The organism is Sorangium sp. So ce590 (assembly GCF_051521365.1).
Taxonomy (GTDB): Bacteria; Myxococcota_A; Polyangia; order Polyangiales; family Polyangiaceae; genus Sorangium.
The window spans coordinates 4,708,704-4,733,950 of the sequence record NZ_CP150346.1 but is presented as its reverse complement, the minus strand read 5'-3'; the positions used below and the strand labels follow the sequence as shown (position 1 = coordinate 4,733,950).

Here is a 25,247-nt window from a genome sequence, read left to right as displayed (position 1 = left end):
GGAGAAGACATGAGCGTTACGAGCGTGCAAAGGACGGACAGGACGGCGGAGCGCCAGGCGCACTCCGCGGCCGTCTCGTCCGGCCCGCGCGGCTCATCCTCCCGGTGCGCAGATCTCGGGCGAGCCTGCAAGGCGGCTCGCCGCGGCGCGCATCGGAGAGATGCGCTGCCCAGCGCTGCGCACGGCGAGCGCGGGCTCAGGACGGAGAGTTCGCGATGAGCGAAGATGCTCTGCGGCAAGAGGTTGCGAGGCTCACGGAGCGCATCGTGACGCTCGATCGGCAGATCGAGGGGCACGAGCGCGCGGCGAAGGAGCAGGCCGCGCAGCTCGACCGGGCGATGCGCGAGGCGCGCGAGCGCAGCGAGCAGCTGGCCCGCTCGGAGGACGAGCTGCGGCGGCAGGCTGGCATCTTCAAGCTCGTGCTCGACAGCATGGCGGACGGCGTCGCCGTCGTGGACCACAAGGGCGAGCTCCTGATGCGCAATCCGGCCGCGGAGCACATGCTCGGCCGCGCGCCGCTCGACCTCGCATCGGGCGACGACCCGGGGCCCGGCGACGCCACGCTGTTCTTCCCGGACCAGGCGACGCCCTGGCCTGCGTCCGAGCACCCGCTCGCGCGCGCGCTGCGCGGCGACACGGTCGATCAGGTGGAGCTCTTCGCGCGGAGGTCCGCCGAGCACGACGCGCGGCTCGCCCGCCGGCATCAGGGCATGCCGGGCAGCGCCATGCCGACCCTCGCCCCCGCCTCGGGGCCGCAGGGCGATGACGCCGAGCCGCGCTCGGTCCGCTTGCCGCCGGTGTTCGCCGATGCGCGCATCGAGGCCGGCCCCGCGACGGGGCTGTTCCTGACGGTGAGCGCGAGCCCGATGCGGGGCAAGGACGGCTCGATCTCCGGCGCCGTCGCCGTCTTCCGCGACGCGACCGAGAAGAAGCGCCTCATCGAGGATCTCGAGGGGAAGAACCGCGATCTGGTCGAGAGCGAGAGCGCCAAGAGCGAGCTCGTCGAGCGGCTCCGCTACGCCATCGACGAGATCTCGACGCCCATCCTCGAGCTCTGGGACGACGTCCTCGCGCTGCCGATCATCGGCGTCGTCGACTCGCGCAGGAGCGCGCAGATCATGGAGCGGCTGCTCGACGAGATCGTCCGTCGCCAGGCGCGCTACGTCATCATCGACGTGACGGGCGTCGAGGTGATCGACACGCAGACGGCCGACCACTTCATGAAGCTGATGAAGGCCGTCGAGCTGCTCGGCGCGCGGTGTCGCATCACCGGGGTCAGGCCCGCGGTCGCGCAGACGATGGTGGAGCTCGGCATCAACCTCGGCACCGTCCGCGCCGCGCGCAACCTGAAGCACGCGCTGCGCGAGAGCCTGGCGCTCGCCGGCCAGAAGCCGACGCTCTCGTCCCTCATGGGCGGCCGTCGCGGCGCGGCCAACGGCGACGAGAGGCCGGCAGGACAGCCGTTCACCTCTGGTGGCACGCAGGCCGCATTCGATCCGTCGGGCAGCGGTCCGATGACCACGTCACAGCTGCAGCTCAGCGCGAGGAAGGAGACGTCCACTTGATGCAAGCGGGTAGGGTCCCCATCGTGGGCCTCTTCGGGAATTTAATCGTCTCGGTGCAGGGTGGGCTCACCGACGGCCAGGTCGAGCAGCTGCGCGACGACGTGACGGGGTCGATCGAAGCGCGCTCACCCCGCGGTCTCATCGTCGACCTGTCCGGCGTCGAGATTCTCGACAGCTATCTCACCCGCGCCATCCGTGACATCGCGCTCACGGCCCGGCTGATGGGTGTCCGGACGGCGGTGTGCGGCCTGCGTCCCGCGGTCGCGATCGCCCTCGTGGAGATGGATCTCGAGATCCCTGGCGTCGTGACCGCGCTGAACCTGGAGCGCGCCGTCGAGATGCTCGCGCCGTCCGCCGAGGACGACATGATGCCGCCGGAGCTCACGAACGAGGTGTCGCATGAAGATCCCTCCTCGTGACGGACCGCCCTCCAGCGGCGGCGCCACGGGGCCGCCGTCGAGCCGGTCCGGTGGACCGGTGTCGACGCGCTTGCCGAGCTCGCCGCAGTCGGCGCGCGGCCCTGTGCCGTCGTCGCCGCAGATCGTCGGCCGCTCGATCACTGATCAGATCGAGACGGTGCTGGCGCAGTTCCTCTCGCCCGCGGTGAGGAAGAGCGTGATCGACTGCGGCATTCGGCAAGCGAAGGTCGACCCGCTCTACGCGCGGGAGGGCGATCTGCGGCGCCTGCTCGTCGAGGTCAAGCGCGGGGTGAAGCTGTTCGTCCGCGACCAGGCGCAGCTCGATCGGTGCATCACCGAGCTCGGCGAGCTCGATCACGCGGCCCCGGCGCCGCGCGAGATCACCATCGAGGTGCGCAACGAGGAGGACGTGCTGCGCGCGCGGTCTGCGGGCCGCGAGCTCTGCATCGAGCACCTCGTCGGCGACGTCCTGCAGACGAAGATCGTCACCGCGATCTCGGAGCTCGGGCGCAACATCGTCAGGTACGCGGGCAACGGGCAGATCGTCGTCCGCTCGCTCACCTCGCCGATGCGGGCGATCGAGATCATCGCGCAGGACCACGGGCCCGGGATCTCGAACCTGCAGGAGATCCTGAGCGGCAAGTACCGCTCGCGCCACGGCATGGGCGCGGGTCTCCGCGGCACGAAGGCGCTCATGGATGCGTTCGATGTCAAGACGGCGCCCGGCGCGGGGACGACCGTGACGGTCAGGAAGTATCTCGGATGACGATCGCGATCGGGACCGCGTGCTGCGTCGCGGCCGGCGAAGAGGTTGCCGGCGACGAGGTGGTGGTGATCCGGCAGGCACCCTGGGTGCTGATCGGCCTCGCGGACGGGCTCGGCCACGGTCCTCACGCGGCGCAGGCGGCCTCCGCCTTCTGTCGCTACGTGGAGGACCACGCCTCGATGCCGCTCGAGGATCTCCTGACAGGGGCAGGGGAGCACATCGCGTCGACGCGCGGCGCGGCGGCGGCGCTCCTGCGCATCGACGAGAGCGCGGGCGAGCTCGAGTTCTCGGGCGTCGGCAACATCGCGATGAAGGCGATCACGCGCACGGCCATGCCGATCTTCTGCTCCGCCGGGATCCTCGGGCGGCGCGTGCGGCGGCTCCGCAGCTTTCGCTTCCCTGTGGCCACGGGCGATGTCGTCCTGCTGCACTCGGACGGCATCGCCAGCGGCTTCGATCTCGGCGCGTTCCGCGACCTCGATCCGGAGGAGATGGCGCGCCGGATCGTGGAGGCCCACAAGAAGTCGTTCGACGATGCGACGTGCGTCGTCGCCGTGCTCCGCGACAGGGGCGCGGCGTGACGCAGCGGACCCCGCCAGCCTTCAGCATCCCCGTCACGCGCGAGGAGGATCGCTTCGCCTGCGCGGCCGAGGGCGCGCAGATCGCGCGCTGGGCGGGGCTCTCGGAGCGCGCGCAGCACGAGCTCGCGATCGCGATCGCCGAGCTCGTGTCGAACGCCGTGCGCCACGGCGGCGGCGGCAGCATCAGCATCCGCGCGATCCGCGAGGACGCGCAGGCGGGGAGCGGCCGCTGGGGCGTCGAGGTGATCGTGCGCGACTCCGGCCCCGGCCTGGATCCGAAGATCGCGATGCTGGAGGACGTGGGGCCGAAGAGCGATCGCAGCCCGTCCTCGTCGAACTCCGCGCGGCTTGTGCCGAGGATGCCCGGTCAGGGGCTCGGCCTCGGGCTCGGCGCCGTGCACCGGCTGATGAGCTCCGTGGTCATCCGCTCGGCGCCTGGCATCAGCACCGAGGTGATCGCCATCAAGTGGAAGTGAGCGGCGACGCCGGTCGCCCTGACGCCGCGGCGCGCAGGCGCCCGCAGCCGTTCTCGCGTGCGGACGTGCGGACGGCCGCCGGCGTCAGTTGAGCTCTTTCTCGGTCCGCTCGTTCTGCTCGGCTTCGAGGAACGTCGCGGTGATCTCGCGCTCGAGCGCGAGGTTGATCTCGCGGTCGAGCGCCTCGACGCTGCCCGCGAGGCGCGCGACGTTGAGGGCGTAGACGAAGACGCGCGCGCACGGGTGGACCTCGGCGCTGCCGCGGAGGCCGCGCTCGCGCTCGTCGGCGTCGAGGCCGTCGAGGAGGACCAGCGCGCGCGGATCGACCCCCTCGGCCACGAGCTCCATCCCGGGCACGTCGGAGATGTAGAGCTCCGCCCCCTCGACGTAGCGCCGGAGCACGGGGTTGAGCGCGGCGATCGTCTTCTCGGCGAGCGCCATGAAGCCGTCGCGGCTCGGCGCCCAGGGGGGCATGCCGAGCTCGACGTCGAGCTCGCGCGAGCGCAGGAAGGCCTGCGTCGCCCCGCGGACATCGCCCCGCTCGTCGCGGATGAGCCCGAGGTAGTAGTGGGCCTCGGCATGCCGCGGATCCTTGAGCGCTGCCTCCTCGATGAGCGCGGCGGCCTTGTCGGCCTGGCCGATCTCGTAGAAGGCGCGGCCCACGAGGAACGTGTGGTTCGGGTTGTCGTAGGGGCCCTCGGGGATCCTGGCGGCGACCTGAGCGGCCTCGTCGAGATCGCCCTTGCCGAGGAGCGCGTCGAACTTGAGGAGGAGCGCGTCGATGATCTCCTCATCGACCTCGGCCAGATCGAGCGCCTGGTCGCACATCTCGATCGCCTGATCGAAATCGCCGAGCGGGTGGATGTACACCTCGGCGGCGTTGAGCATCGCCTCCAGGTAGGTGTCATCGAGGGCGATCGCCTGGCGGTACGCCTCGATGGCCTCCTCGCCCTCGCCCTCGAGGGCGGCGACGAAGCCGAGCAGGTTGTGAGCCTCCGGCGAGTTCGGATCGAGCTCGAGCGCCCGCCGGGCCGATGCCTCTGCTCCGCGCGTGTCGCCACGCTGGACAAGATCCCACCCGCGATCGAGGTGCGCCGAGAACTGGTCCATGGCGGCTCCACAAGTGTGCGAAGGGGGCTCCAGAGTCAAGAGGGAGCCCTGTCAAAGCGACCGTTCAAGCTGTTCCAAACACGACCCGCCCGGATTTCCAGCGACGAGCCCGGCGCTCGCCTGGCGGCAGGCGGCCGGTCGTCCGGTCGAGGCGAGGAACCGCGGCCGCTCGCGCGTGGCCCGCTCATTCGTGGATGGACACGAGCGTCCCGCGGTTCTCCGGCGTCGACCAGACCCCGTGCCAGCCGCGGGGCAGGCTGGGCTCGCTCCAGAAGAAGACCTTCTTCGCGTCGAGCGGCGAGAGGTTCACGCAGCCGTGGCTCATCTCCCGGCCGAAGTTGGAGTGCCAGAAGGCGCCGTGGAACGCGTACGACCCGTCGTAGTACGCGACGAACGGCACGTCCTCGATGCTGTACGGCAGGTCGCCCGCGACCGTCCCGTCGCCATCCATCGTGGTCGCGATGTGCTTCTCGCGGATGCGGAACACCCCCGTGAGCGTCGGGTGGTCCTTCTTCTTGTCCTTCGAGCGCCTCCCCGGGGAGATGAGCGCCGCGAAGACGGGCCTGTCGCCCTCGACCGCGACCAGCGTCTTGCGCGACACGTTCACGTCGATCCACTTCTCGCCCGGCGCGAGGTCCGGCGGCGGGGCGCCGAGCTCGGTGTACGTCCCGTCGGCGCCCTTCATCCACCAGCCCTCGGTGGTCTTCCGGTAGACGACCGACCTGTGCTTGTGGGACTCCCCCGTGAGGCCGAACGCCGCGAAGCGCTCCAGCGAGCCGGCCACGGAGACCGACTTCATCTCGTCGTCGAACCGGTACTTGCTCGCCGACTTCGCGAGGATGAAGCCGACCGACTTCGCGCCCTCGGGGAAGTCGATGCCCTGCGAGGACGGCGGCTTGATGACGTACATGCGGTCGCTCGGCGCGACGAGCCCCGCGGTCGTCTTGTACCAGCTGCGGCCGTTCCAGCCGAAGGTCTTGTCGACCGCGACGAAGAAGCCCTTCACCATCCGCTTCGCGACCGTCGAGTCGGCGTCCTTGTCGAGATCGGCGAGCGTGACGTTGAGCGGCTTGCCCTTGTCGTCGACGTTCTCCCACCACGGCTTCTCGGGCTCCTCCTCGACCGGCGCCGAGGCGATGCCGAGCGACGCGGCCGCGGCGACGGCCGCCGCCTTGTCCTCCGTCGCAGACGCCTCCGAGGTGACCGCGGCCACGGGGGTCGCGCCCGCCTCGGGGGGGCTCGCCGAGCGGCGAGCGGCGGCGACCTCCTTCTCGGTCTCCTCGTAGAGCTCCTCGGCGCGCTGCTTCTCCTCTTCCTTCTTCTTGCGCTTCGAGGACTCGAGGTACGGCTCGTAGCGCGTCATCTCGTCCTTCGAGGGGACGGAGCGGTAGAGCGGCGTGCCGTGCGTCGTGTTGAACGCGTACTTGTACGGGAGGAGCTCGTCGAGGTTCGGCGGCGTGATGCCGAGGCGGACATGCGGGTTCGACAGATCGGTCGTGGCCGACCTCCCGCAGACGTAGCCGCCGTCGAGGAGGCGGTACCAGCCCTTGGCGCAGCTCCCGCCCTTGATCGGCTTCGGATCGACAGGCACCTTGCTGCCGAGCCGGATGTAGCCGAGCCGCTGCTTGGAGAACTCCATCGTCGGGTAGACCGAGGCCTGCGGCACGATCGAGCCGAGCAGCGGCCCCGTGTAGGGCTTGTCGGGCGCGGGCGGCTCCGGGGCCGCCGAGGGCTCGACGCTCGGGCTCGGGCTCGGGGCCTCGGCGGACGCGATCGCGCGGGCGGCGGACGTGGGCGACGGGCGGGGGAGGGACGACGTCCGCTCGGGCGGCGACTTGCCTTCGGTGGAGGGGCCGGGAGGCGCCTCGCCCTGGCAGCCGCTCGCCCACGCCGCCGTGCCGGCGAAGGCCGCCGCGGCGATGAACCCGAGCGCGCTCGAGACGAACGAGGTGCGCCCGGCGCCGCCCCCGGAGCGGCCGGCGTCCGGCGCAGGTTGCGGCTTCCGCGCGCCGCCGGTGCGGACGTTGCCGCTGCCGTGCGATCGTGCGGGGTCGTTCTGCCCGCGGGGTCGGGGCGCCTGAGAGCGGTTCATCGCATTCACAGCGTTGGGCGAGGACTGGCCTTCCCGATCCTCGCGGTCTGATGATCGACCCGTAGGGTCGGGTCGGCTCGGCGGTCTTAGTACCTGGTCACTCACGTGTCGATCCACTTCTCTGCGGAGCGCGCGTCCCTCGGTTCACCGCGGCGGGCGCCGGGGCAGGCGGCATCGCATGACCGTCGCCAGAGCGAACGACATGCCACGCAGCCGCGACGCGCGGCGCACGCGCGGGCGGCGCGCCGTCCGCAGCGCGGATGCCGTTCGGGCGGCTGCTGCTAGGGTACCGCCGTGGCGGAACGGACCCCGGGGCGTGGCTTGAACAACACGACTGCGGCCCGGCGCGCGGGCATGGGCACCGGGGTCATCCCGCTCGTCCGCGCCGCATCGAGGCGCGCGCTGGCGACCGCGGCGGCCGTCGCGTTGCTCCTGCACCTGCCGCTGCTCCCGACCCCGCTGTTCTCGTGGCTCGAGGCCATGTTCGCCCTGCGGGGCGAGCTGACCGACTACGACGCCGGCGAGACGATCGTCCCGATCGACCTCGACCTGCTCGCGGACGACCCCAGCGCGGTCGCCGCGGCGCCCTCCGCGACCGGCGGCGAGGCGATGCCCGGCGGGGCGGGCGTCGCGGCGAGCGCGACGCCGCCGCCCGCGCCGTCTCCCCCCGCGGCGTCGGCCAGCGCCGCGCCCGCGGCGCCGGACGCCGGCGCGCCCGAGCCGCCGCGCCGCCGGCCGCCGGGCGACGCGGGCCCGGACGCGGCGGGGGATGGGGGCACGGGCGACGACAGCGATCAACCGAACCTGCGCACCCCGCTGAGCGTCGCTGGCGCGCCGGGCAAGCTCGCGTCGAAGGACCCGAACGTACAGGTGCTCATCGCCGGCGACCGGCTGCGCAGCCACGAGCTCGGCGATTGGTTCGGCCGGATCCTGACGACCATCCCCCAGTGGCAGTCCTTCTTCCAGGACACCACCATCGACCCGATCCGGGACATCGACCACCTTCTCATCGCCGGGCCGCAGCTCCGCGACTCCAGCAAGGTCGTCGCCGTCATGGACTACCGGGCGCCCGAGGCGGCGATGCGCGCGGCCGTCGACGTCGTCGTCCAGCGATCGAACGGGTCGTGGATCGAGGACGCCCCCGTCCCCGCCGCCCGGGCCACCGCCGACCGCAGCGAGCGCATCTTCGCGATGGTCCCGAACCGGCGGCTGCTCGTGGTCCTTCCTGCTGAAGAAAAAGATCAACTATCCAAGTTGAAGTCTATGAAAGGCTTCAATAAATCGTCGACGGCGGGCATCGTCATTTCGATGCTCACGCCGGCGAACGCCTTCCGCGGGGTCCAGGCGCTGCCGCGCAGCATCGCGTGGATGCGGCTCACCGTCACGCCGACCCGGGACGGGGGCGCCGACCTGGCCGTCACGGCGGGCGACGAATCCCCTGAAGATGCGCTGGTTCACGCGCAGGAGCTCACGAGGATCTTGAACGCGATCCGGAGCATCAACCTGGGGATCACGACGATCGACGTGGTGGATGAGGTCACCTTCAACACCGACGGGAAGGTCATCTGGTCGAAGCTCCACGTCACGAACCGACAGCTCAAGCTGATCATGGGCTTCGTGGAGCAGGCGCTGCGGGACCAGGCCGCAGCGCGGAGGAAGTAGCGCGTGGGCGCGGAAGAGGCGGCGCGCGGGGCGGGGGGTGGCCGCGCCGGAGGGGGCGGAGCGCCGGCCGCGGCGCCGGGGCCGCGCGGAACACTAGCCAAAGGGGCGGCGTTCAGTTAATCCGACCAGCCCGCGCCGATGACGCCCGAACACTCTCCGCACGCCGCGCTCGATGAGCTTGCCGGACACCCCCATGGCGACGACCTCGCGCGGGTCGTCCACACGGCGGCGTTTGCCGCCGCGGACGAGCGGCGGACCACCCTGGAGGGCGGACTCGCGGAGCTCGTGGACCGCGCGGGCCTGTCGGTCGCCGACGCGGAGACCCGGTTCGGCAACGTGATCCGGGCGCTCGAGCGCGGCACAAGCGAGGGCGCGGGGAGCGCCACCCGGGTGCTCCTCGCCACGCTGCTCGCCCGCGGGGTCGCCCTCTCGCCGCCCGAGGGGCCGGAGGCGGAGGGGCGCGTCGCCGAGGCGCTCGTCTGGCTGGCGACGTACACCTCGGTCGACGCGCTGACCGCCCTGGACGCCGCCCTCGGCGAGCGCGCCGCGGGGCTCTGGCGGGCGGTCGCCGCGCTTGTGCGGCGCGCCGACCAGGGCGCGCTGCCGCAGCTCGGCCGGGCGGGCGCGCTGATCGCCGCGGCCGCGCTGCGGGGGAGCGCCTCGCCGGACGCGCGCGCCGAGGCCGCGGCGCTGGTGGACGAGGTGCGCGATCCGATCGTGCGCTCGCTGCTGCGCGACGCGGTGTCGCCCGGGAGGCGGCCGAGCCGCGCGCCGGGCGCCTCGGCCGCAGACGGCGAGGCCGCGCTGGGCGGCGCCGGGGCGACCGGGGACGAGGGCTCGGCGGCCGGCGGGCCGGATGCCGACGGCCGGGCGCCGGGGCGGCTCGCGGGCGAGCTGTCGCCGCCGCCGCGCGGGCCGGTGGCGCTCGTGCTGCTGGCCGCGACCGGGATCCTGCTGGTGACGCATGTCGCCCGGCTCGCCGGGCGGCTCCTCCTGCGGTACCGCCGGCCCGCCTCGGTGGAGATCGGCCCGAGGGGCGTGACCGTCCGCAGCCGGACCGAGCTGTTCGGCCGGACCCTGCGGGAGCAGGAGACGTACATCCCTGTCGAGGCGCTCCTCCGCGCGACGCGCGAGGTGCGCTACCCGCGGCTCGGCCTCTACGCGGGGCTCGTCGCGCTGGGGCTGGGGACCTACCTCGGCGTCTCGCTGCTCGTCGACGGCGCGCGGGCGGGGTCGCCCGAGCTGCTCGGGATGGGCGCGCTCGTCTTCGCCATCGGCGCGGCGCTCGACTTCGGGCTGTCCCACGCGGAGACGGCGACCCGCGGCCGCTGCCGTGTGGTCCTCGTCCCGCGGAAGGGGCCGGGGGTCGCGCTCGCGGGGATCGAGCGCGCGGCCGCGGATCTCGCGCTGAGCAGGCTGCCGCGCGCCTGAAACTTGGCCGGATCGCGCCGCCTTCGCTAGGCCGATCGGGCGAGGTGATGGCGATGCGCTCGAAGACCGAGGCGATGACGGGGCTCAGGCGGATGCTGCACGACATGCTGACCGCGCGGGAGGGCGGGGAGAGCGCTCCCCGCCTGGCGCGCACGAAGGGCTACGTGGACGGCGCCATGCGCGAACTGCTCGACAGCGGGCAGGCGACGCGGCAGGAGCTCCTGGAGCTCGTGGCCGCCGAGCGCGCGCGCGTGAGCGGCCCGGCGACGGCGGAGATCCGCTCGGCGTCCGTGTGAGCACGTGACGGCGCCGCTGCGCGGCTCACTGCGGCGCGCAGCTCGTGTTCGTGGCGAAGTCCCAGCATGCGCCGGTCACCCCGGGCGCGCCGGCGTTGACATCCGCGCCGCTGAACCCCGGGGGACCGCCGTCTCCGGCCGGGCCTCCCTCGAACGGTACATCGGCGAGCGCGGAGGTCGGCGTGACCTTGTAGGCGATGCCCACCGCATGGCCGCCTCGACCGCCGCCGCCGGGGCCGCCGTCGCCGCCCGCGCCGCCGGGGCCACCGTCGCAGCCCTTCCGGGCGCCCGGGCCTGTATCCGCACCGACCGAGCCGCCCGCAGCGCCGTTGCCGCCGTTGCCGCCGCGCTTTCCGTCGCCTCCGGTCCCTCCGTGGCCCGCGGCGCCGACCGTGATCTTCACCTCGGTCAGCACCAGCCTGGTCCCGAGGCTGAGGATCCCGATGCTCGACCCGCCGGCCTTGCCGCCGCCCCCTCCTTTCCCCCCGCAGCCGCCGGCCCCGCCTCCGCCGCCGCTGGCGCCCACGCCGTCGTCGTACCTACCTTCGCCGGCCGCGCAGAACTGCCCCGCCTTCGCGCCGCCGCCGCCCCCTCCACCTTGTCCGCGCACCCCGCTCGTGCCGCTTTTGCCGTCGCCCCCGCTGACGCTGGCGAGCGTCAGCAGGGTGTCGCTGCCACGGTCGCCGGTCTGGCCATGGGCGCCAGGCGCGCCTTCTTCGCCGCGCGTGCAGTTGTTCAGCGCATCCGGCTGTCCGTATCCGATGCCGCCGAGGCCGTCCCCCGCGGGGTTCTCTCCCGGTAGCGGCGTGCCGTCCGTGCCGTTCTGCCCGCGCCCCTCGTCTTCCGCGATCTTTCCACCGAGTCCCCCGATGCCGCCGCGCGTCTCGCCATCGTCGCAGCTCGTCACGCCGGGCACGCCGCCATAGACGGTTCCGACGCACGTATCCGAGACGTCATCCGGCGCGCTCACGCCGTCCTGCGCCACCGCCGGCGTCTCGCCCCTCGCGCCGCCCCTCCCGTCGCCCGCGATCACGTCGACGCGCACGAGCTCCGCCTCGATATCGGCGACCGCCACGCCGATCGACGAGCCGCCCGGCTCGGTCGCGTCGGCCGCGCGGATCGCGAAGCTCTGCAGCCTCACCCCGCTCGCGTCCTCCGCCAGCGTGAGCGCCACCTTGTCCGCGGGGCCCTCGATCGCGCTCCGCGCCTGATCGCTCCACGTCCAGCCCGCCGCGCAGTCGAACCCGCCGATCACCTCGACGGCCGCCGAGATCGTGACGCTCTCCTCGAACGCCCCGCTCGAGCACGCCAGCACCCGCTTGCCGTTCGCGTTCGCGATCGCCTCCGCGAGCGACGCGTACGGCCTCCCTCTCGTACCGTTCCCTCCGGACGCCGCGCCCGCGCTCGCGAACACAGCGCACCGGTCCGTCACCGTGCTCGCATCCTGGGTCGGATCCGCGTCGCAGGTGGGGCTGGGCGTGTCGGTGCCGCCAGTCCCGGCGGGGGGGCAGTACCTGGAGTCGTCCTCGCAGTCCTCGGAGTAGGACAGCGGCCAGCATCCGGCGAGCTGCAACGCCACGGCCGCCGACGCGGCGGGGAGCACCCACAAGGAGAGAGGGATGCCGACCCTCCGCCGGCGCGCGGCGCGCCGCGCCGGCGCGCCGCCCCCGTCCTGCGCTCCGCCGGAGGGGAGAGGGGATGCGTTGCTCACCGCCTTGCTGCTCGTCCGTTCCGTCGCTCTCATCGTCCCAAGCCTTTCCTGTGACGCTTCGCTCTGCCTGCACATCGTTGCAGAAGACGCACCACGCCCTGGTGGCGCCGACCGGAGCATACTCAGTCGGCGGATCGTCGGATCAAGGGCGAACCGCCGACGGAGCGCTCGCGGGACAGCGCCGCGACCCGGGCGGGCGCCTCACGGGGCGACGAGCGCCACGTCGCCCTTCGTGGTCCGGCCGCCGACGCGCCACCAGTTCGCGATGAGCAGCTGCCCGTCCACCTCGACGATCCGCGAGAACGCGCCCGCGAACCCCTCCTGCTCGATCTGCTGCACGAGCCAGCTGTGGCCGTCGCCGCTCTTCGTCCCGATCGCGAGCCGCAGGGTCCCGCTCGTCGCGTCCTGGTAGCTGATGCGCACCTCCCCGGCCGCCGTCACGAACACGCTCGCGTCGTCGCCGACGAGATGCTGCCCGTCCTCGAAGGGGACGCCCTCGATCCCGAGCCCGTCGTCCGCCACCTCGGCCGGCTCGACGTCCTCGCCGCCCTTCACCCGCGCATACCGGAGCCCCTCCGAGCGACCGTCCGCGTAGGCGAGGTGCCAGTCCCCGGCGCGATCGATGAACAGCGACGCCCCCATGCCCACGTCGCCCGTGTCGGTCCCGTCGGGCGCCGCGCCGTCGACGATCCGGGTCTCCCACGCCCCCGCCGAGCGCGACGCGATCACCACGTCGCCGTGGATGCGATCGTAGAACGCCAGGCCGAACCCGCCCGCGTTGTCCGGCGCCATCGCGATGTAGTCGCCGATCGCCTCGGGGTACGTGTCGGTCGGGTTCCCGTCGGAGATCGCGGCGCACGCCGGCGAGCCGCCCTCGTCGATGCACACCTGCCCCGAGGCGCACGCCGGCGCGCAGTCGCCGCTCGCGAGCGGCTTCACGCAGCGCCCCGTGGCCCGGATGCACTTCGTCCCCTCGTCGCAGAGGAACTCCCGGCACGGCGTCGCCTCGTCCGTCGCCACGTCCTCGAACCGCCACGCGCCCTCCCCGGGCGTGGCGCTCTCCCCGGTCGCGAGCCGGACGCTCGACGTGACCGCGCCGTCCTCGCCAGGCTCCATCGCGAGGTAGGCGATGACGGGCAGCCCCTTCACGAAGAGGAGCTTCGCGTAGCGGCCGATATCGCTGTTCGGCGCCTGCTGCACCGAGCTCACGGCCCACGTGTCGCCCTGCCGCTGCGCGAGCTTCAGCCCGCGGTGGGTCCGGTCGTAGTAGGCCACCGCCGGCTCGCCGTCCGGACCTATCGCGATCGAGGTCCAGAGGCCGACGTCGTCGCCCGGATCCGTCTGGCCTCCGCGGAACCCGCTCACGTCGAACCTGGCCGGGTCGACCGGAGGCTCCGCGGGCACGCCGTCGATCGCTTCCCACGCGACCGACTCGCCGTCCCACGTGCCGACCACGAGGTCGCCCCACTGGAACGCGTTGTGCCAGTCGGCCTCCGCGTATCCGGCGACCCAGACCGTGCGCTTGTCGGCGGCGACCGCGACCGACGTGTAGGCCCCGATGAGCCCGTGCTCCAGCGTCATGCAGCCGGGCGCGACGCACCCCGGGTCCTCCACGACCGGCTCATCGCTGCACGAGCAGCCCGCGTGCGAGCCGAGGAGCGCGGTGACGGCGACGCCGGCCAGCGCGCCCCGCACGCCGCGCGCGCCACGCCGGGCGCGCGAAGGCGCATCGCCCCGGGCAGGCGCGGCGCCTCGGGAGCCGCCGCGCCGCGCGAGCCGCACGGCCGCCGCGGCGGCCGCGAGGCCGAGCCAGAGGCCGCCCGACGGGCCCTCGCCCGGGCCGCCGGCCACGACGCAGCCGCAGCCGGCCGACGGGTCGATGGGGACGCGGCCGCGGAGGATCGCCTGCCGCGCCGCGCCGAGGTTCCCCTCCTCGTCCACGGCCTCGACCTCGATGTCGGCGGCGTCGCCGACGTCCACCGATCGCATCTCCGCCGCCGTCGACCAGGGCGACCACGCCCCGCCGTCGAGCCGCACGCGCACCTTCGCGCGCTCGGCGTCCGACACCCGGTCGCGCACCTCGAGCGGCACCCAGCCGTCCACCGCCGCGCCGACCGAGATGACCGGCGGATCGACGTCGACCACCATCTCCACGGTCGCCGGCGTGGGATCGAGCGACAGCGGGTCGCCCGCGATCCGCGATCGCACCGAGATCACGTGACGCCCCGGGAGCCGCAGCCAGTCGTCGCGCAGGTCGACGATGCGCTCGCGCGTGAACGGGCGCCACACGCCGCTGTCGACACGGTACGAGTACTCGACGACCCGGGTGCCGTCGTCGAGCGGCGAGCCCATGACGAGCCGGGCCGTGGGCCCGTTGTCGCGGGTCATCGTCGGCAGACGGAGCCCCTCGGCCCGCACCTCCTTGCGGCTCAGCTCGGCCTGCGTCTCGCTCCGCCTCGAGCGCTGCGGCGCAGCCGTGCTGAACGACGCGAAGATGCCAAGGTAGTTGTCCTGACCCTTCGTGAGCTTCCGCAGGCCGGGGGAGCCCGCCCCCTGGGCCGACTCCGGGACGATCAGGGAGAGCCCGAGCCCCGCGAGCGGCCCGTCGAGGTCGATCGTCGGGAGGCCGCTGCCGATCAACTGTCCGACCTGACCGCCGATGAGGCTGCCGAGCGCGTCCGCGATCGACTCGGGATTTTCCCGGAGCAGCCCGCTGTTCGTCACCTCGCCGTTCGTGACCCCGAGCGTCTCGATCACGGGCGTCAGCCCCTCGGGGGTGACCGCGAGGTTCATGGGTACATCGAGATCGAACGTCGCCGTCATGAACCGGATGAACCGATCGAGCGACCAGATGTAGAAATCGAAGCTCGCCCGGTCGAGCCGGATACGGATCAGCGGATCGTCGGTGGCGTTCGTGCCATCCCCGAAGGTGACCCGCGGCGGGGTCTGCGGGCGGATGACGAGCGCGACCTGCTGCGACTCGCGCTGCAGCGTGAGGTCCTTCGCCGACGCGGCCAGCAGCCCGAGCGTGCCGGAGTTGAGGAGAGGCACCGTCTCCGTGGAGATCCCGAGGCAGAGCAGTCCACTGTTGTAGAGACCGTTCATGGCGTAATTCGCGAAGCGCTCGGAGATCGCGAGACCGATGTGCGGGCCGGGGAGGTCGTCGGGCCAGCCGGGGATGGTGTTTGCGACGAGCTCATCGGGAATCGGGATGCCCGCTGGCAGATCGATGTCCGACAGCGGCACACATTTCGATATCGGCAGCGGCTCGGCGCCGCCGTAGAGGCCGAGGGTGACCCCGTTGCCGACGGGGTTGAGGTCGCCCCACGCGAGATCGGAGCCGTCGTCGCGCTCGCTCATGCCGCCGCCGGCGAGCAGGAGGTCGAACCCGCCCTGGGTGCCGGGGGAGATGCCCGCGAGCAGCCGGCCGAGGTCGAGGTGCCCCTCGACGCCGAGCAGGACCGAGGCGCACTCGTCGGTCGCCTGCGTGCCGTAGCGGCAGACGCCGCCGATGTCGTTCGTGCCGTCGGGGCAGGCCGGATCCAGCGCCGGATCGGCCTTCAGACAGAGCTGCTGGTCGAGCTGGCCCTTCAGCGTGTCAGCGAGCGAGCCGGTCAGGAGGGGGAGGACGACTGGACTCAGAAAATCGAGGATGTCGCCGGCGATGGAGTCGCCGCAGTCGAGCTGCAGGCTCGACTCGAGCCGATCCTCGTCGATGTCGAGCCGGACGATCTTGACGCGAGAGTAGCCCTGCCGCGAGTGCTGCGGGCTGACGTCGATCTCGACCGAGAGCTCGACGTCGAGGGTGATGTTGGTGAAGGTCTGGCTATCGGGCGGGCACGCGTCGTTGCCGTTGAGGGTGGCGATGACCGTGCTGTCCGTGATGAGGAAGTCGATCAAGATCGGGAGGCTCTGCAGGCGCACCGGCAGAGGCCCCCGGATACGTAGGTTGTGCGGAGGCCCCGGCTCGATCTGGAGCGCCGCGCTTCCCACGTCGATCTCCGCCGTGCACTTCGGCGGGTTCGCGTCCGGGTTGGCTCCGCCAGGACAGACCGTGTAGTCGACCAGAGCGGACCCGGAGGATGAGGGGATCGGAAAGGTGATGATTCCGCTGTCCCCGCCGCCGAGCAGCGCGCGCCCGAGGACACCCAGGTTCTGCTCGAGGAACTCGAGGCCCGACTGCGTGACCCGCGCCGCGCCGGCGTTCTCGATGCGGTCCGCGGGCTTGAAGCCGGCGGGGAGGGGGGTCATTCCACAGCCGGAGCACCCGCCGCCCGAAGCGGCACATCCGGCGATGACAAGGAGCACAAGGATGGAGGAGAAATGCTTGATGATGCGGGGCATAAGGAACCCTCCGAGGAGCGCGGCCCGCAGCGCCGAGCCCGCTGGGCGCGGGCGTCAGGACGCCACGACAGAGCGTACGCTCCCCGGAGAGCCGCCCGCAAGCGCTACTGGGGGCAGAGACCGTTGATCTTGACGGCGCTCGCAGCGTACTCGCCGCCGAGCGCATAGGCGTCTGCGCAGTCGTCCGTCGCAGGCGAGTTCGTCGCGCTGCACCAGTCGCCCTTCAGCACGATCTGGTCGTTCTCGTCGCGCTTGCAGGTATTGGGCTCCTCACCAGTTCCGTATTTTACGATATCGCCCGAGAGCACGACACAGAGGCTCTGGTCGATAGTGTCGACGATCACCCGGTCGACCTCTTCCAGCGTGATGAAGGCGGCGAGCTTGCCGCCGTTGATGAACGCCGGGGGATCGCCGTCCTGGCCGGGAAGGCAGGCGTTCTCCCACTCGAGCCCCTCGACGTTGTACCGGCCGATGCAGTTGTTGTCCGCCGACACCTTCGCGTCGGTGAGCCGCACCTGGTGCAGGGGTAGGATGATCGGCTCCGGGCTCGTTTCCAGGAAGATCGGGACGTTGAGGGTCTCGGCCTCCCCGCTCCATGCGCCGTCGGACAGGGGGGCGTCGATCTCCGTCGGCGCGATCTCGAACTCGCCGGCGGTCGTGTTGGCGAAGCAGTAGCCCTCGAGAGGGTCGTCCGTGGGCATCGCGCCGCCGGTGCGCAGCTTGCCCGTCGTCGTGTCGAACTCGAGCAGCCAGGAAAAGGTGCCCGTGCCGTTCAGATTACACTGGGGCAAATTCATCGTCAGGCCCTGGGCCACGAGGCCGGCGACATAGCCGCTCGCGAGCACGTCGGGCTTCGTGATCGTGAGCTGCGCCATGCGCAGCCCGAGCGTGGTCGCGCCCCGATTGTCGTGGACGGCAACGCAGTCCGAGGTGACCGCCGTGCAGACCGGGTGTTTCAGCGAGCAGTCGCGTTCGGCCCCGCCGCTGGTCGCTCCCGGCGAATTCGAGCTCGTCCCGCCGGCGTCATCGCCCCCGCACCCCGCCACCGCGGCCGCGCCCGTCAGCGCGGATACACCTAGTACATAAACTACCTTTAGAAACCGCATCTCTTGCCTCCTCTGGAGTCAAAGATGCGGAGTATAGGCGACCGCAATGGGATGACCACGCGGGAGAGGTGACGCCGCACCGCGTCGCCACCGCTTCATGGCCGTTGATCTCCGAAGCGGTGATGCCTGACGGCGCGCGCCGTGACGCCTAGCGGCGCTCGTAGCGATCGCCGAGGCGGTCGCCGACGGGGAGCGCGCGCAGGAGGCGAATCATGGTCCACACGGTGCCAGCCAGCTTGCGCAGCTTCGAGGTGCCGACGCGCTCGTTGTACTCGATGGGCAGCTCCACCACGCGATAGCCGCACTTGGCCGGGAAGAGCAGCGTGTCGATGGGCAGCGCGTCCCCCTCTCCGTCGAAGTCGAACGCGCGAATCACCGAGCACCGGTAAGCGCGCATGCCGCTGTGGACGTCCGAGGTGGGGATGCCGTGCATCGCGTGCGCCATGGCGGCGAAGGCGCGGTTGGCGAGGTAGTTCGGGACCGGCATGGCCGCGGGCCTGGTGCGGGTGCGGGCGCAGTTCACCACGTCGGCGCCCTCCTCCTCGACGAGCCGCCGGAGCACCGGGATGTTCTCGGCGGGGTAGGTGAAGTCGCAGTCGAGGTAGATGAGCAGCTCGCTCCGGGCCGCGGCGCTGTACATGAGGAGCTCCATCGCCGGGCCGTGGCCGCGGGGCGGCACCTGGCGGAGCACGCGCGCGCCGAGGCTGGCCGCGATCTCGGCGGTCCTGTCCCGCGTGGAGCTGTCGACGCAGAGGATCTCCGCGTCGGGCACGGCCTTCCTGATCTCGCCGATCATGGCGCCGACGCTCTCTTCCTCATCCATCGTGAGCATGCCGACGGTGAGCCGCATCCGGCGGGGGCGCGGCGGCTTCCTGGCGACGATCACGTGCTGGAACGCGAGGAGGCCGGGCGCGCGGTCGGCCACGACGTCCTCCAGCGGGCGGACGAGCGCCTGGTAGACCTTGTACGGGAGCGAGCGGGCGAGATCGGCGGGGTCCTCGCCGGCGCCGAGGCCGCTCAGGATGAGCGCCTTGGCGGCGCGGACGAGCATCGGGTTCTGCTCGACGCGGAGCACCTCGAGCCCGGCCTGCTCGACGAGCCGGAGCGCCGACGCGCGCGTGAAGAAGCGGAGGTGCGAGTCGTCCAGGATGCCGCTCGGCGCGTAGTCGAACCGCCCGGCGAGCAGGCCGAGGCGCACCGGCCACGCCGCGACGTTGGGGAGCGAGACGATGACGTGACCGTCCTCCTCGAGGTGCGGCAGGAAGCGGCAGAGCGCGGCGAGCGGGTCGGCGGTGTGCTCGAGGACGTCCGCGAACAGGAGCAGGTCGAAGCGCCGGTCGCCGAGCGCCTCGCGCACGGCGGCGTCGCTCGTGATGTCGGCGGCGAGGACCTCGTCGAGCACTCCCCCGGCGCGCGCGCGCGACCCGGGCGCGATCTCGATCCCGGTCACGCGCGCGCCCGTGCGCTTGACGGCGGCGCCGTTGAGCCCGATCCCGCAGCCGACGTCGAGCACCGTCCGGGGCCGGCCGGCGACGGCGACGAGGGCCCGGTTCACCTCCTCGACCGCGTACTTGCGCTCGGCGGGGGCCTCCTCCGGGGCGTGGAGCGGCGCGCGGCGGCCGGGGTTGTCCTCGTCTCTCAGGTCTCCGGGGGGACGCGGCCCTCGAGCTTCCACTTCTCCTCGCGCGCGGCCGGGCTCGGCGTTCACGCGCGGCTACTTAGCACGCTTCTCCCAGGCGGCGTTGAATTCGCGGATCGTCTCCTCGGTCTTCGGATTGTGGAGCATCTTCCGCAGGATGACCGGCGGCACGGTCACGATGTGCGCGCCAGCGTCGAGCGCCTCGTTCACGTCCATGAGGTGGCGGATCGAGCCGACGATGATCTCGGCGCCCAGCCGCTCGCGCTCGAGCCGCACGCGCGTGCGCTCGATGACCGGGGCCGCGGCGTAGCCCATGTCGCGGATGCGCCCGCTGAAGATCGAGACGTACGCGCCGCCGGCGAGCGCCGCGAGGTACGCCTGGTTGAAGCTCATCACGCACGTGACGTTGGTGCGCACGCCGCGCTTCGCGAGGGCGTGCGTCACCTTGAGGCCTACGTCGCTGAAGGGCACCTTGATGCAGATCCGCTCGGGCGCCCACGCGTGGTAGCCGCGGGCCTCCTCGAGCATCGCCGCCTCGGTCTCGCTCGTCAGCTCGACCGACACCGGACCGGCCGACGCCGACAGCACCTCGCGGATGCGCTGCTCGAGATCGACGCAGCCCGCGTCGCGCGAGAGGATGAGGGGGTTCGTGGTCACGCCCGCCAGCACGCCCCAGGAGAACATCTCCTTGATCTCGGCCGGGTTCGAGCTGTCGAGGAAGAACATGCCGCGCTCCTGAGGGCTCGCCCGAGCCCCGGCGGGGTCTAGGCCAGTTTGACGGGATGGAGAAGAAGAAACCGCCCACGCTGCGCGGCTCGCCGGCCCGTCCCGCCCGCGACGCATGCGTGTTGCCGGTGTGAACGGCGTTGCAGTCGAGGGGAGTCCGCGCTTCAGTTCGGGTAGTCGGGGATCTCCCTCCGACCGGATGTTTCGGCACGGATAGCGCGTCGATGAGCAGCGGACGATCGTCGAGAGACCCGGTGGAGCACAGCCCGCTGCTCGCGTCCTGCTCGCCGGCCGGGCTCTACGTCGCCTCGCTCGACGGCCGCCTCGTCGACTGCAACGAGGTGCTCGCCCGGCTGCTCGGCTACGGCTCGCGGGAGGACGCGCTCGCGGCGGCCGAGCCCCCCCTCGGCGGGCGCGTGACGGGCGGCGCGGGCGCGAAGCCGCCGCCGGCGAGCGCGATAGAGACCTGCCTCACGCGTCGCGACGGGTCGACGGTCCGGGTGATGCGGACCGAGGCGCTCACGGAGCGGCGCGGGGAGCGGCTCGTGGTCGGGGCGATCGTCGATCTCTCGTCCTCGCGCTGCACCGAGGAGCGCCGGCGCGAGCTCTCGGAGCAGCTCCGCCAGGCGCAGAAGATGGAGGCGGTCGGGCGGCTCGCGGGCGGGATCGCCCACGATTACAACAACCTGCTCGCGATCATCCTGAACTACACGAGCCTCGTGATGGAGGAGCTCGACGAGCAGAGCCCGGTGCAGAAGGACCTCGCCGAGATCAAGGGCGCCGCGCAGCGGGCGGCGTCGCTCACGCGCCAGCTGCTCACGGTGAGCCGGCGGGGGCTCGCGCAGCCGGTCGTGCTCGATCTGCGGGACGTCGTGCGCGGTATGGAGGGCGCGCTCCGCGCCGACGTCGGGGGCGGCGTCGGGCTCGCGATCGCGCTCGGCCCATCGGGCTGCCGGGTGCTGGCGGACGCCGGGCAGATCGAGCAGGTGGTCATGAACCTCGCGCTGAACGCGCGCGACGCGATGCAGGACGGCGGCCGGCTGTCGATCGAGGCGCGCGCGGTCCGCGTCGGCGCCGCGGGGAGCCTGCACGACGCGCACCCGGCGATCCCGCCCGGCCGGTACGCGCGCCTCGTCGTGAGCGACACCGGCAGCGGGATGAGCGACGACGTGCGGACGCGCGCCTTCGAGCCGTTCTTCACGACGAAGCCGAGGGGGAAGGGGACCGGCCTCGGGCTCGCCACCGTGTACGGGATCGTCAAGCAGTGGCGCGGCTTCATCGAGCTCGCGTCCCAGCCCGGGGAGGGCACGCGCGTCGAGATCTACCTGCCGCTCTCGGCGCGGGCGGCGGCCTCTCGGCGCGAGCGCGCGCCCCACGCCGCGCCGCGCCGGGGCGAGGGCGGGACGGTGCTCGTCACCGACGACGAGGACGCCGTGGTCACGCTCGCGAGCCGGATCCTCGCGCAGCACGGCTACACCACGCTGACGGCGCGCGGGCCGGGCGAGGCGCTGCGCGTCTGCGAGGCGCAGCGCGGGCGCGTCGACCTCCTGCTCACCGACGTGCTGATGCCCGAGATGTCCGGCGGCGAGCTCGCCGAGCGCCTCGTGAAGCTCAGGCCGGACATGCGGGTGCTCTTCATGTCCGGCTACACGGGCGACGCGCTCGACGGCCCGCTCGCCGCCCGGCCGGAGGCCGCGGTGCTGGGGAAGCCGTTCACGGCCGAGTCGCTCCTCCGCGCCGTCCGCAGGGCGCTCGGGGGGGCCGCGTAGCGCGGGCTGCGGGGGCGGCGCGGGGGCCTGCAGCGCCGCGCGCGGCCCGTCGGCGCTACGGCGCCTCGCCCCGCTTGATGCCGTACGCGCGGATCTTCTTGTGGAGGTTCGTGCGCTCGACGCCGAGCAGGACGGCCGCGCGCGAGATGTTCCAGTCGAGGCTGGCCAGCACCTCGACGATGTAGCGGCGCTCGGCCCGATCGCGGAACTCCCGCAGCGTGAGGCGAGGGCGCTCCGGCTCGTGGCGGGCCGCGCCCGCGTGCGGCTCGGCCGCGCCGGGGGCGGGGGGCGCGATCGAGCCCTCCCCGGCGGCCCCCTGCGCGTCGTCCTCGAACGGGTTCTCGTGGGGATCCTCCGGGAGATCGGCGATGGTGACGACGTCGCTCGAGAGGATCGCGGCGCGCTCGATCACGTTCTTGAGCTCGCGCACGTTGCCCGGCCAGCTCCGGCGCTCGAGCGCGGCGTAGACCACCGGATCGATCGCCTTCTGCTTCAGGCCGTTCTCGTTGCAGAACGCCGCCATGAACGCGTCGGCGAGCGCTCGCAGATCGTCCATGCGGTCGCGGAGCGCCGGGCTCTTGATCGGGAACACCGCGAGGCGGAAGAAGAGGTCCTCGCGGAAGCGCAGCGAGGCGACCTCGCGCGAGAGGTCCTTGTTCGTCGCGGCGAGCACGCGGACGTCGACGTGCCGGCTGTGCTCGCCGCCGACGCGGCAGATCTCGCCCGACTGCAATGCGCGCAGCACCTTGGCCTGGGCGGCGAGGTCCATGTCGCCGATCTCGTCGAGGAACAGCGTGCCGCCGTGGGCCTGCTCGAAGAGGCCCCGCTTCGGCCCGCTCGCCCCGGTGAACGCGCCGCGCTCGTGGCCGAAGAGCTCGCTCTCGATGAGCTCGCGCGGGATCGCGGCGCAGTTGACCCGGACGAAGGGCCCCCGCGCCCGCAGCGAGAGCAGGTGGATGGCGCGGCTGATGAGCTCCTTGCCCGTGCCGCTCTCGCCGGTGATGAGCACGCTCGCCTTCGTGGGCGCGACGCGATCGATCTCCTTGAACAGCCGCTGCATCGCGGCGCTCTGGCCGATCATCTCGTAACGCGACTGCACCTGCGCCTTCAGATCCTCGACCTCCCGCGCGAGCCGCGAGTTCTGCAGCGCGTTCTTGACACCCACGAGGACGCGCTCGCGGTTGAGCGGCTTCTCGAAGAAGTCGCAGGCGCCGAGCTTGACCGCCTTCACCGCGTCGTTGACGGTCGCGTGGCCGCTGATCACGATGACCGGCAGCTCGCGGGTGGCGTCGTCCTGGCGCACGCGCTGGAGGAGGTCGAGGCCGTTCATGCCGGGCAGGAGCAGGTCGACCAGGGCGAGGTCGACGGGGCTGTCGCCGTGCGCGAGCAGCTCCAGCGCCGCCTCGGCGCTCGGGGCCTCGGCGACCCTGTAGCCCTCCCCCTGCAGCACGAGCGCGAGGGTGCGGCGGATGTTGCGCTCGTCGTCCACGATGAGGATCGTGGGCGAGGCGGCGCCTCCCGGGTGCAGCGTCGGGGTGGGGGGCGCTGGAGGGGAAGCGGGCATGGGCGGACCATACCCCAGCTCACCCGCGCGCCACGACGCGGGAGCAGGGGCGGGCGGCGCAGCCCGCGGCGGAAGCCCTGGCGCGCCGGCGCCGGATTGGGTACGAGGCGTGCCCGATGAGACCTTCCGCCGCTGTCCTCGCCCTTGCCGGGTGCCTCGCTGCCCTGGGCGGGCTCGTGGGCTGCGACTTCGAACTCAACGACGGCCGCACCGCCACCCTCACATATACCGAGGACGCGCGCGCCGCGTACAACGAGGCGATGGCCGCCTTCGAGGCCAAGGACTGGGAGGACGCGCGCGCCCTCTTCTCCGAGGTGAAGCGCCGCTTCGCGTACAGCCGCTACGCCCGGCTCGCCGATCTCCGGATCGCCGACCTCGAGTTCGAGCAGGGCAAGTACCCCGAGGCGATCTCGGCGTACCGCGCGTTCATCCAGGAGCACCGGACGGATCGGAACGTCGAGTACGCGAAGTACCGGATGGCCAAGGCGCTCTACCTGGACATCGACGACACGGTCTTCCTGCCGCCGGCCGAGGAGCGCGACCAGGCGACAACGATCGAGGCCCACAGGGAAATCCGCACGTTCCTCCGGCAGTTCCCGCGCAGCCGTTACCGCGAGGACGCGGCCTACATGCTCGAGGTCGTGACGGGGCGGCTCGCGCGCCACGAGCTCTACGTGGCCCGCTACTACCTCAAGGAGGACGTGTTCGACGCGGCCCTCGCGCGGATCGACTATGCGCTGCGGACCTTCCCCGGCTCCGGGCTCGATCCGGAGGCGCTCGTCCTCAAGGGCGAGACGCTCCTCAAGATGAAGAAGCCGGACGAGGCGCGCGCCGTGTTCGAGTCGGTCATCCGGGACTGGGGCGGCCCGTTCGCCGTGACCGCGCGGCGCTTCCTCGACGAGATGGGCCCCGGCGGGCAGCGCCGCGCGCCCGCCAAGGCGGCGTCGGGCCCGGCCCGCTCGGGGCCGCAGCTGTGACGCAGGCCGTCGGGCGGCCGTCCTCCGGCGCTCGTTACGTGCTGGAGCAGACCGACGACTCGCCGGGCGAGCTCGTCTACCGCGGTCTCGTGCGGCTCCCGGACGCGGACGTCCCGGTCGAGGTGCGGGTCGTCGAGGCGACCGGCGCGGCCACGGCGGCCGTGGATGCCGGTGCCGTCCCGCACGGCGGGCCGCACCCCGAGGAGCTCTCCCGGACCGCGGCGGCCCTCGTCCGGAGCGCGACGAAGTCAGCGGACGCCCACGCGCGGCGGCCCCCGCGGAAGATCGTGCGCTGGCGGGGGTAGGCCGGCGGGGGCGGAGCGCGCGCTGCGGCCCGGGCGTCCGGCGCTTTGAGCGATCGGCGCGTCTCGCGCCGTCGTCGACCGGCCGGGAGCCATGCTAAAAGCGTCCCCACCATGTCCGAGAAAGTACCGATGACGCCCGAGGGACAAGCGCGGCTCCGCGAAGAGATGCGACGGCTGAAAGAGAGCGACCTGCCGCAGGTCGTCAAGGACATCGGAACGGCCCGGGAGCACGGAGATCTCTCCGAGAACGCCGAGTACCACGCCGCCAAGGAGCGGCAGGGTATGATCGTCGCCCGCATCAGCTACCTCGAGCAGACGCTCTCGCGCGCCGAGGTGATCGATCCGTCCAAGCTGAGCGGGAGCAAGGTCCAGTTCGGCGCCAGGGTCAAGCTCACGAACGTGGACACGGACGAGGAGCAGAGCTTCCGGATCGTCGGGCCGGATGAGGCCGATCTCAAGGTCGGGCGCATCTCCATCGCCTCGCCGCTCGCGCGCGCGCTGCTGGGCCATGAGGTCGGCGAGGAGGTCCGCGTGATGATGCCGGCCGGGCCGCGCACCTACGAGATCCTCGAAGTCTCCTACGCATGACCGATCGCAACGGGGCGGCTCCGATGCGCCCGCGGGGCCATGGGGGCTCCAGCCGGCCTCCCGGGGGGTCCGCAGCCCCCGGTCGATCCGCCCACGGGAGCCGGCCCGACTCGACCGCCG

20 protein-coding genes are annotated in these 25,247 nt (G+C 72.5%); 12 read left to right on the top strand and 8 right to left on the bottom strand.

Features of this window, described 5'->3' with window-relative positions; genetic code table 11:
- Nucleotides 1–215 precede the first annotated feature (215 nt).
- The 5 genes from WMF28_RS17790 to WMF28_RS17770 are packed head-to-tail and all read left to right on the top strand — an operon-like array spanning nt 216 to nt 3,807.
- Complete coding sequence (locus WMF28_RS17790; protein WP_437603431.1) at nt 216–1,565, top strand: STAS domain-containing protein; 1,350 nt, start codon at nt 216–218, stop codon at nt 1,563–1,565.
- Nucleotides 1,566–1,588: 23 nt separating this feature from the next.
- A complete protein-coding gene (locus tag WMF28_RS17785) occupies nt 1,589–1,984 on the top strand; it encodes an STAS domain-containing protein (protein ID WP_157906757.1) in 396 nt (131 codons plus the stop codon).
- Nucleotides 1,965–2,750, top strand: a complete 786-nt coding sequence (locus WMF28_RS17780) for an anti-sigma regulatory factor (RefSeq protein ID WP_437603430.1) — start codon at nt 1,965–1,967, stop codon at nt 2,748–2,750. The genes WMF28_RS17785 and WMF28_RS17780 overlap by 20 nt, the downstream gene beginning before the upstream one ends.
- Nucleotides 2,747–3,331 carry a SpoIIE family protein phosphatase gene (locus WMF28_RS17775; protein ID WP_437603429.1) on the top strand — a complete coding sequence of 195 codons (585 nt, stop codon included), beginning with the start codon at nt 2,747–2,749 and terminating at the stop codon, nt 3,329–3,331. Before WMF28_RS17780 ends, WMF28_RS17775 begins: the two co-directional genes overlap by 4 nt.
- Entirely contained in the window at nt 3,328–3,807 is a 480-nt protein-coding gene (locus tag WMF28_RS17770; RefSeq protein ID WP_437603428.1) for an ATP-binding protein, read from the top strand. The genes WMF28_RS17775 and WMF28_RS17770 overlap by 4 nt, the downstream gene beginning before the upstream one ends.
- Nucleotides 3,808–3,891: 84 nt before the next feature.
- Here the strand turns inward: WMF28_RS17770 and WMF28_RS17765 are convergent, their stop codons facing one another.
- Together WMF28_RS17765 and WMF28_RS17760 are read right to left on the bottom strand one after the other, a co-directional pair.
- Nucleotides 3,892–4,917 (bottom strand): tetratricopeptide repeat protein, encoded by a 1,026-nt coding sequence (locus WMF28_RS17765; protein ID WP_437603427.1) that lies wholly within the window; start codon nt 4,915–4,917, stop codon nt 3,892–3,894.
- Nucleotides 4,918–5,101: 184 nt separating this feature from the next.
- Nucleotides 5,102–7,009 (bottom strand): L,D-transpeptidase, encoded by a 1,908-nt coding sequence (locus WMF28_RS17760; RefSeq protein WP_437603426.1) that lies wholly within the window; start codon nt 7,007–7,009, stop codon nt 5,102–5,104.
- Between the two features lie 294 nt (nt 7,010–7,303).
- Here WMF28_RS17760 and WMF28_RS17755 point away from each other — a divergent pair, with 294 nt between their 5' ends.
- From WMF28_RS17755 to WMF28_RS17745, 3 genes are all read left to right on the top strand, one after another.
- Nucleotides 7,304–8,671 (top strand): hypothetical protein, encoded by a 1,368-nt coding sequence (locus WMF28_RS17755; protein WP_437603425.1) that lies wholly within the window; start codon nt 7,304–7,306, stop codon nt 8,669–8,671.
- A 138-nt stretch (nt 8,672–8,809) separates the two neighbouring features.
- Nucleotides 8,810–10,102, top strand: coding sequence for a hypothetical protein (locus tag WMF28_RS17750; protein WP_437603424.1), 1,293 nt, complete (start codon nt 8,810–8,812; stop codon nt 10,100–10,102).
- 53 nt (nt 10,103–10,155) lie between these two features.
- The gene (locus WMF28_RS17745) at nt 10,156–10,398 is read left to right on the top strand and encodes a hypothetical protein (protein WP_437581061.1); all 243 of its coding nucleotides are present in this window, start codon (nt 10,156–10,158) and stop codon (nt 10,396–10,398) included.
- A 25-nt stretch (nt 10,399–10,423) separates the two neighbouring features.
- Here WMF28_RS17745 and WMF28_RS17740 read toward each other — a convergent pair whose 3' ends face one another.
- From WMF28_RS17740 to WMF28_RS17720, 5 genes are all read right to left on the bottom strand, one after another.
- Nucleotides 10,424–11,977 carry a hypothetical protein gene (locus tag WMF28_RS17740; protein ID WP_437603423.1) on the bottom strand — a complete coding sequence of 518 codons (1,554 nt, stop codon included), beginning with the start codon at nt 11,975–11,977 and terminating at the stop codon, nt 10,424–10,426.
- Between the two features lie 333 nt (nt 11,978–12,310).
- Nucleotides 12,311–16,453, bottom strand: coding sequence for a hypothetical protein (locus tag WMF28_RS17735; protein WP_437603422.1), 4,143 nt, complete (start codon nt 16,451–16,453; stop codon nt 12,311–12,313).
- Between the two features lie 104 nt (nt 16,454–16,557).
- Nucleotides 16,558–17,559: a hypothetical protein gene (locus WMF28_RS17730; RefSeq protein WP_437603421.1), complete on the bottom strand. Its 1,002-nt coding sequence runs from the start codon at nt 17,557–17,559 to the stop codon at nt 16,558–16,560.
- 148 nt (nt 17,560–17,707) lie between these two features.
- A complete protein-coding gene (locus WMF28_RS17725) occupies nt 17,708–19,267 on the bottom strand; it encodes a methyltransferase domain-containing protein (RefSeq protein WP_437603420.1) in 1,560 nt (519 codons plus the stop codon).
- Nucleotides 19,268–19,273: 6 nt separating this feature from the next.
- A complete protein-coding gene (locus WMF28_RS17720; RefSeq protein WP_437603419.1) occupies nt 19,274–19,924 on the bottom strand; it encodes a transaldolase family protein in 651 nt (216 codons plus the stop codon).
- 224 nt (nt 19,925–20,148) lie between these two features.
- Between WMF28_RS17720 and WMF28_RS17715 the strand changes: the two genes are divergently transcribed.
- Nucleotides 20,149–21,693 (top strand): ATP-binding protein, encoded by a 1,545-nt coding sequence (locus tag WMF28_RS17715; protein WP_437603418.1) that lies wholly within the window; start codon nt 20,149–20,151, stop codon nt 21,691–21,693.
- A 55-nt stretch (nt 21,694–21,748) separates the two neighbouring features.
- Here WMF28_RS17715 and WMF28_RS17710 read toward each other — a convergent pair whose 3' ends face one another.
- Nucleotides 21,749–23,257, bottom strand: a complete 1,509-nt coding sequence (locus WMF28_RS17710; RefSeq protein ID WP_437603417.1) for a sigma-54-dependent transcriptional regulator — start codon at nt 23,255–23,257, stop codon at nt 21,749–21,751.
- A 116-nt stretch (nt 23,258–23,373) separates the two neighbouring features.
- Here WMF28_RS17710 and WMF28_RS17705 point away from each other — a divergent pair, with 116 nt between their 5' ends.
- The 3 genes from WMF28_RS17705 to greA all read left to right on the top strand — a co-directional run bounded on the left by WMF28_RS17705 (nt 23,374) and on the right by greA (nt 25,127).
- The gene (locus WMF28_RS17705; RefSeq protein ID WP_437603416.1) at nt 23,374–24,234 is read left to right on the top strand and encodes an outer membrane protein assembly factor BamD; all 861 of its coding nucleotides are present in this window, start codon (nt 23,374–23,376) and stop codon (nt 24,232–24,234) included.
- A complete protein-coding gene (locus WMF28_RS17700) occupies nt 24,231–24,539 on the top strand; it encodes a hypothetical protein (RefSeq protein ID WP_437603415.1) in 309 nt (102 codons plus the stop codon). Before WMF28_RS17705 ends, WMF28_RS17700 begins: the two co-directional genes overlap by 4 nt.
- A 111-nt stretch (nt 24,540–24,650) precedes the next feature.
- Nucleotides 24,651–25,127: a transcription elongation factor GreA gene (greA, locus tag WMF28_RS17695; RefSeq protein WP_437603414.1), complete on the top strand. Its 477-nt coding sequence runs from the start codon at nt 24,651–24,653 to the stop codon at nt 25,125–25,127.
- The last annotated feature ends 120 nt before the right edge of the window (nt 25,128–25,247 follow it).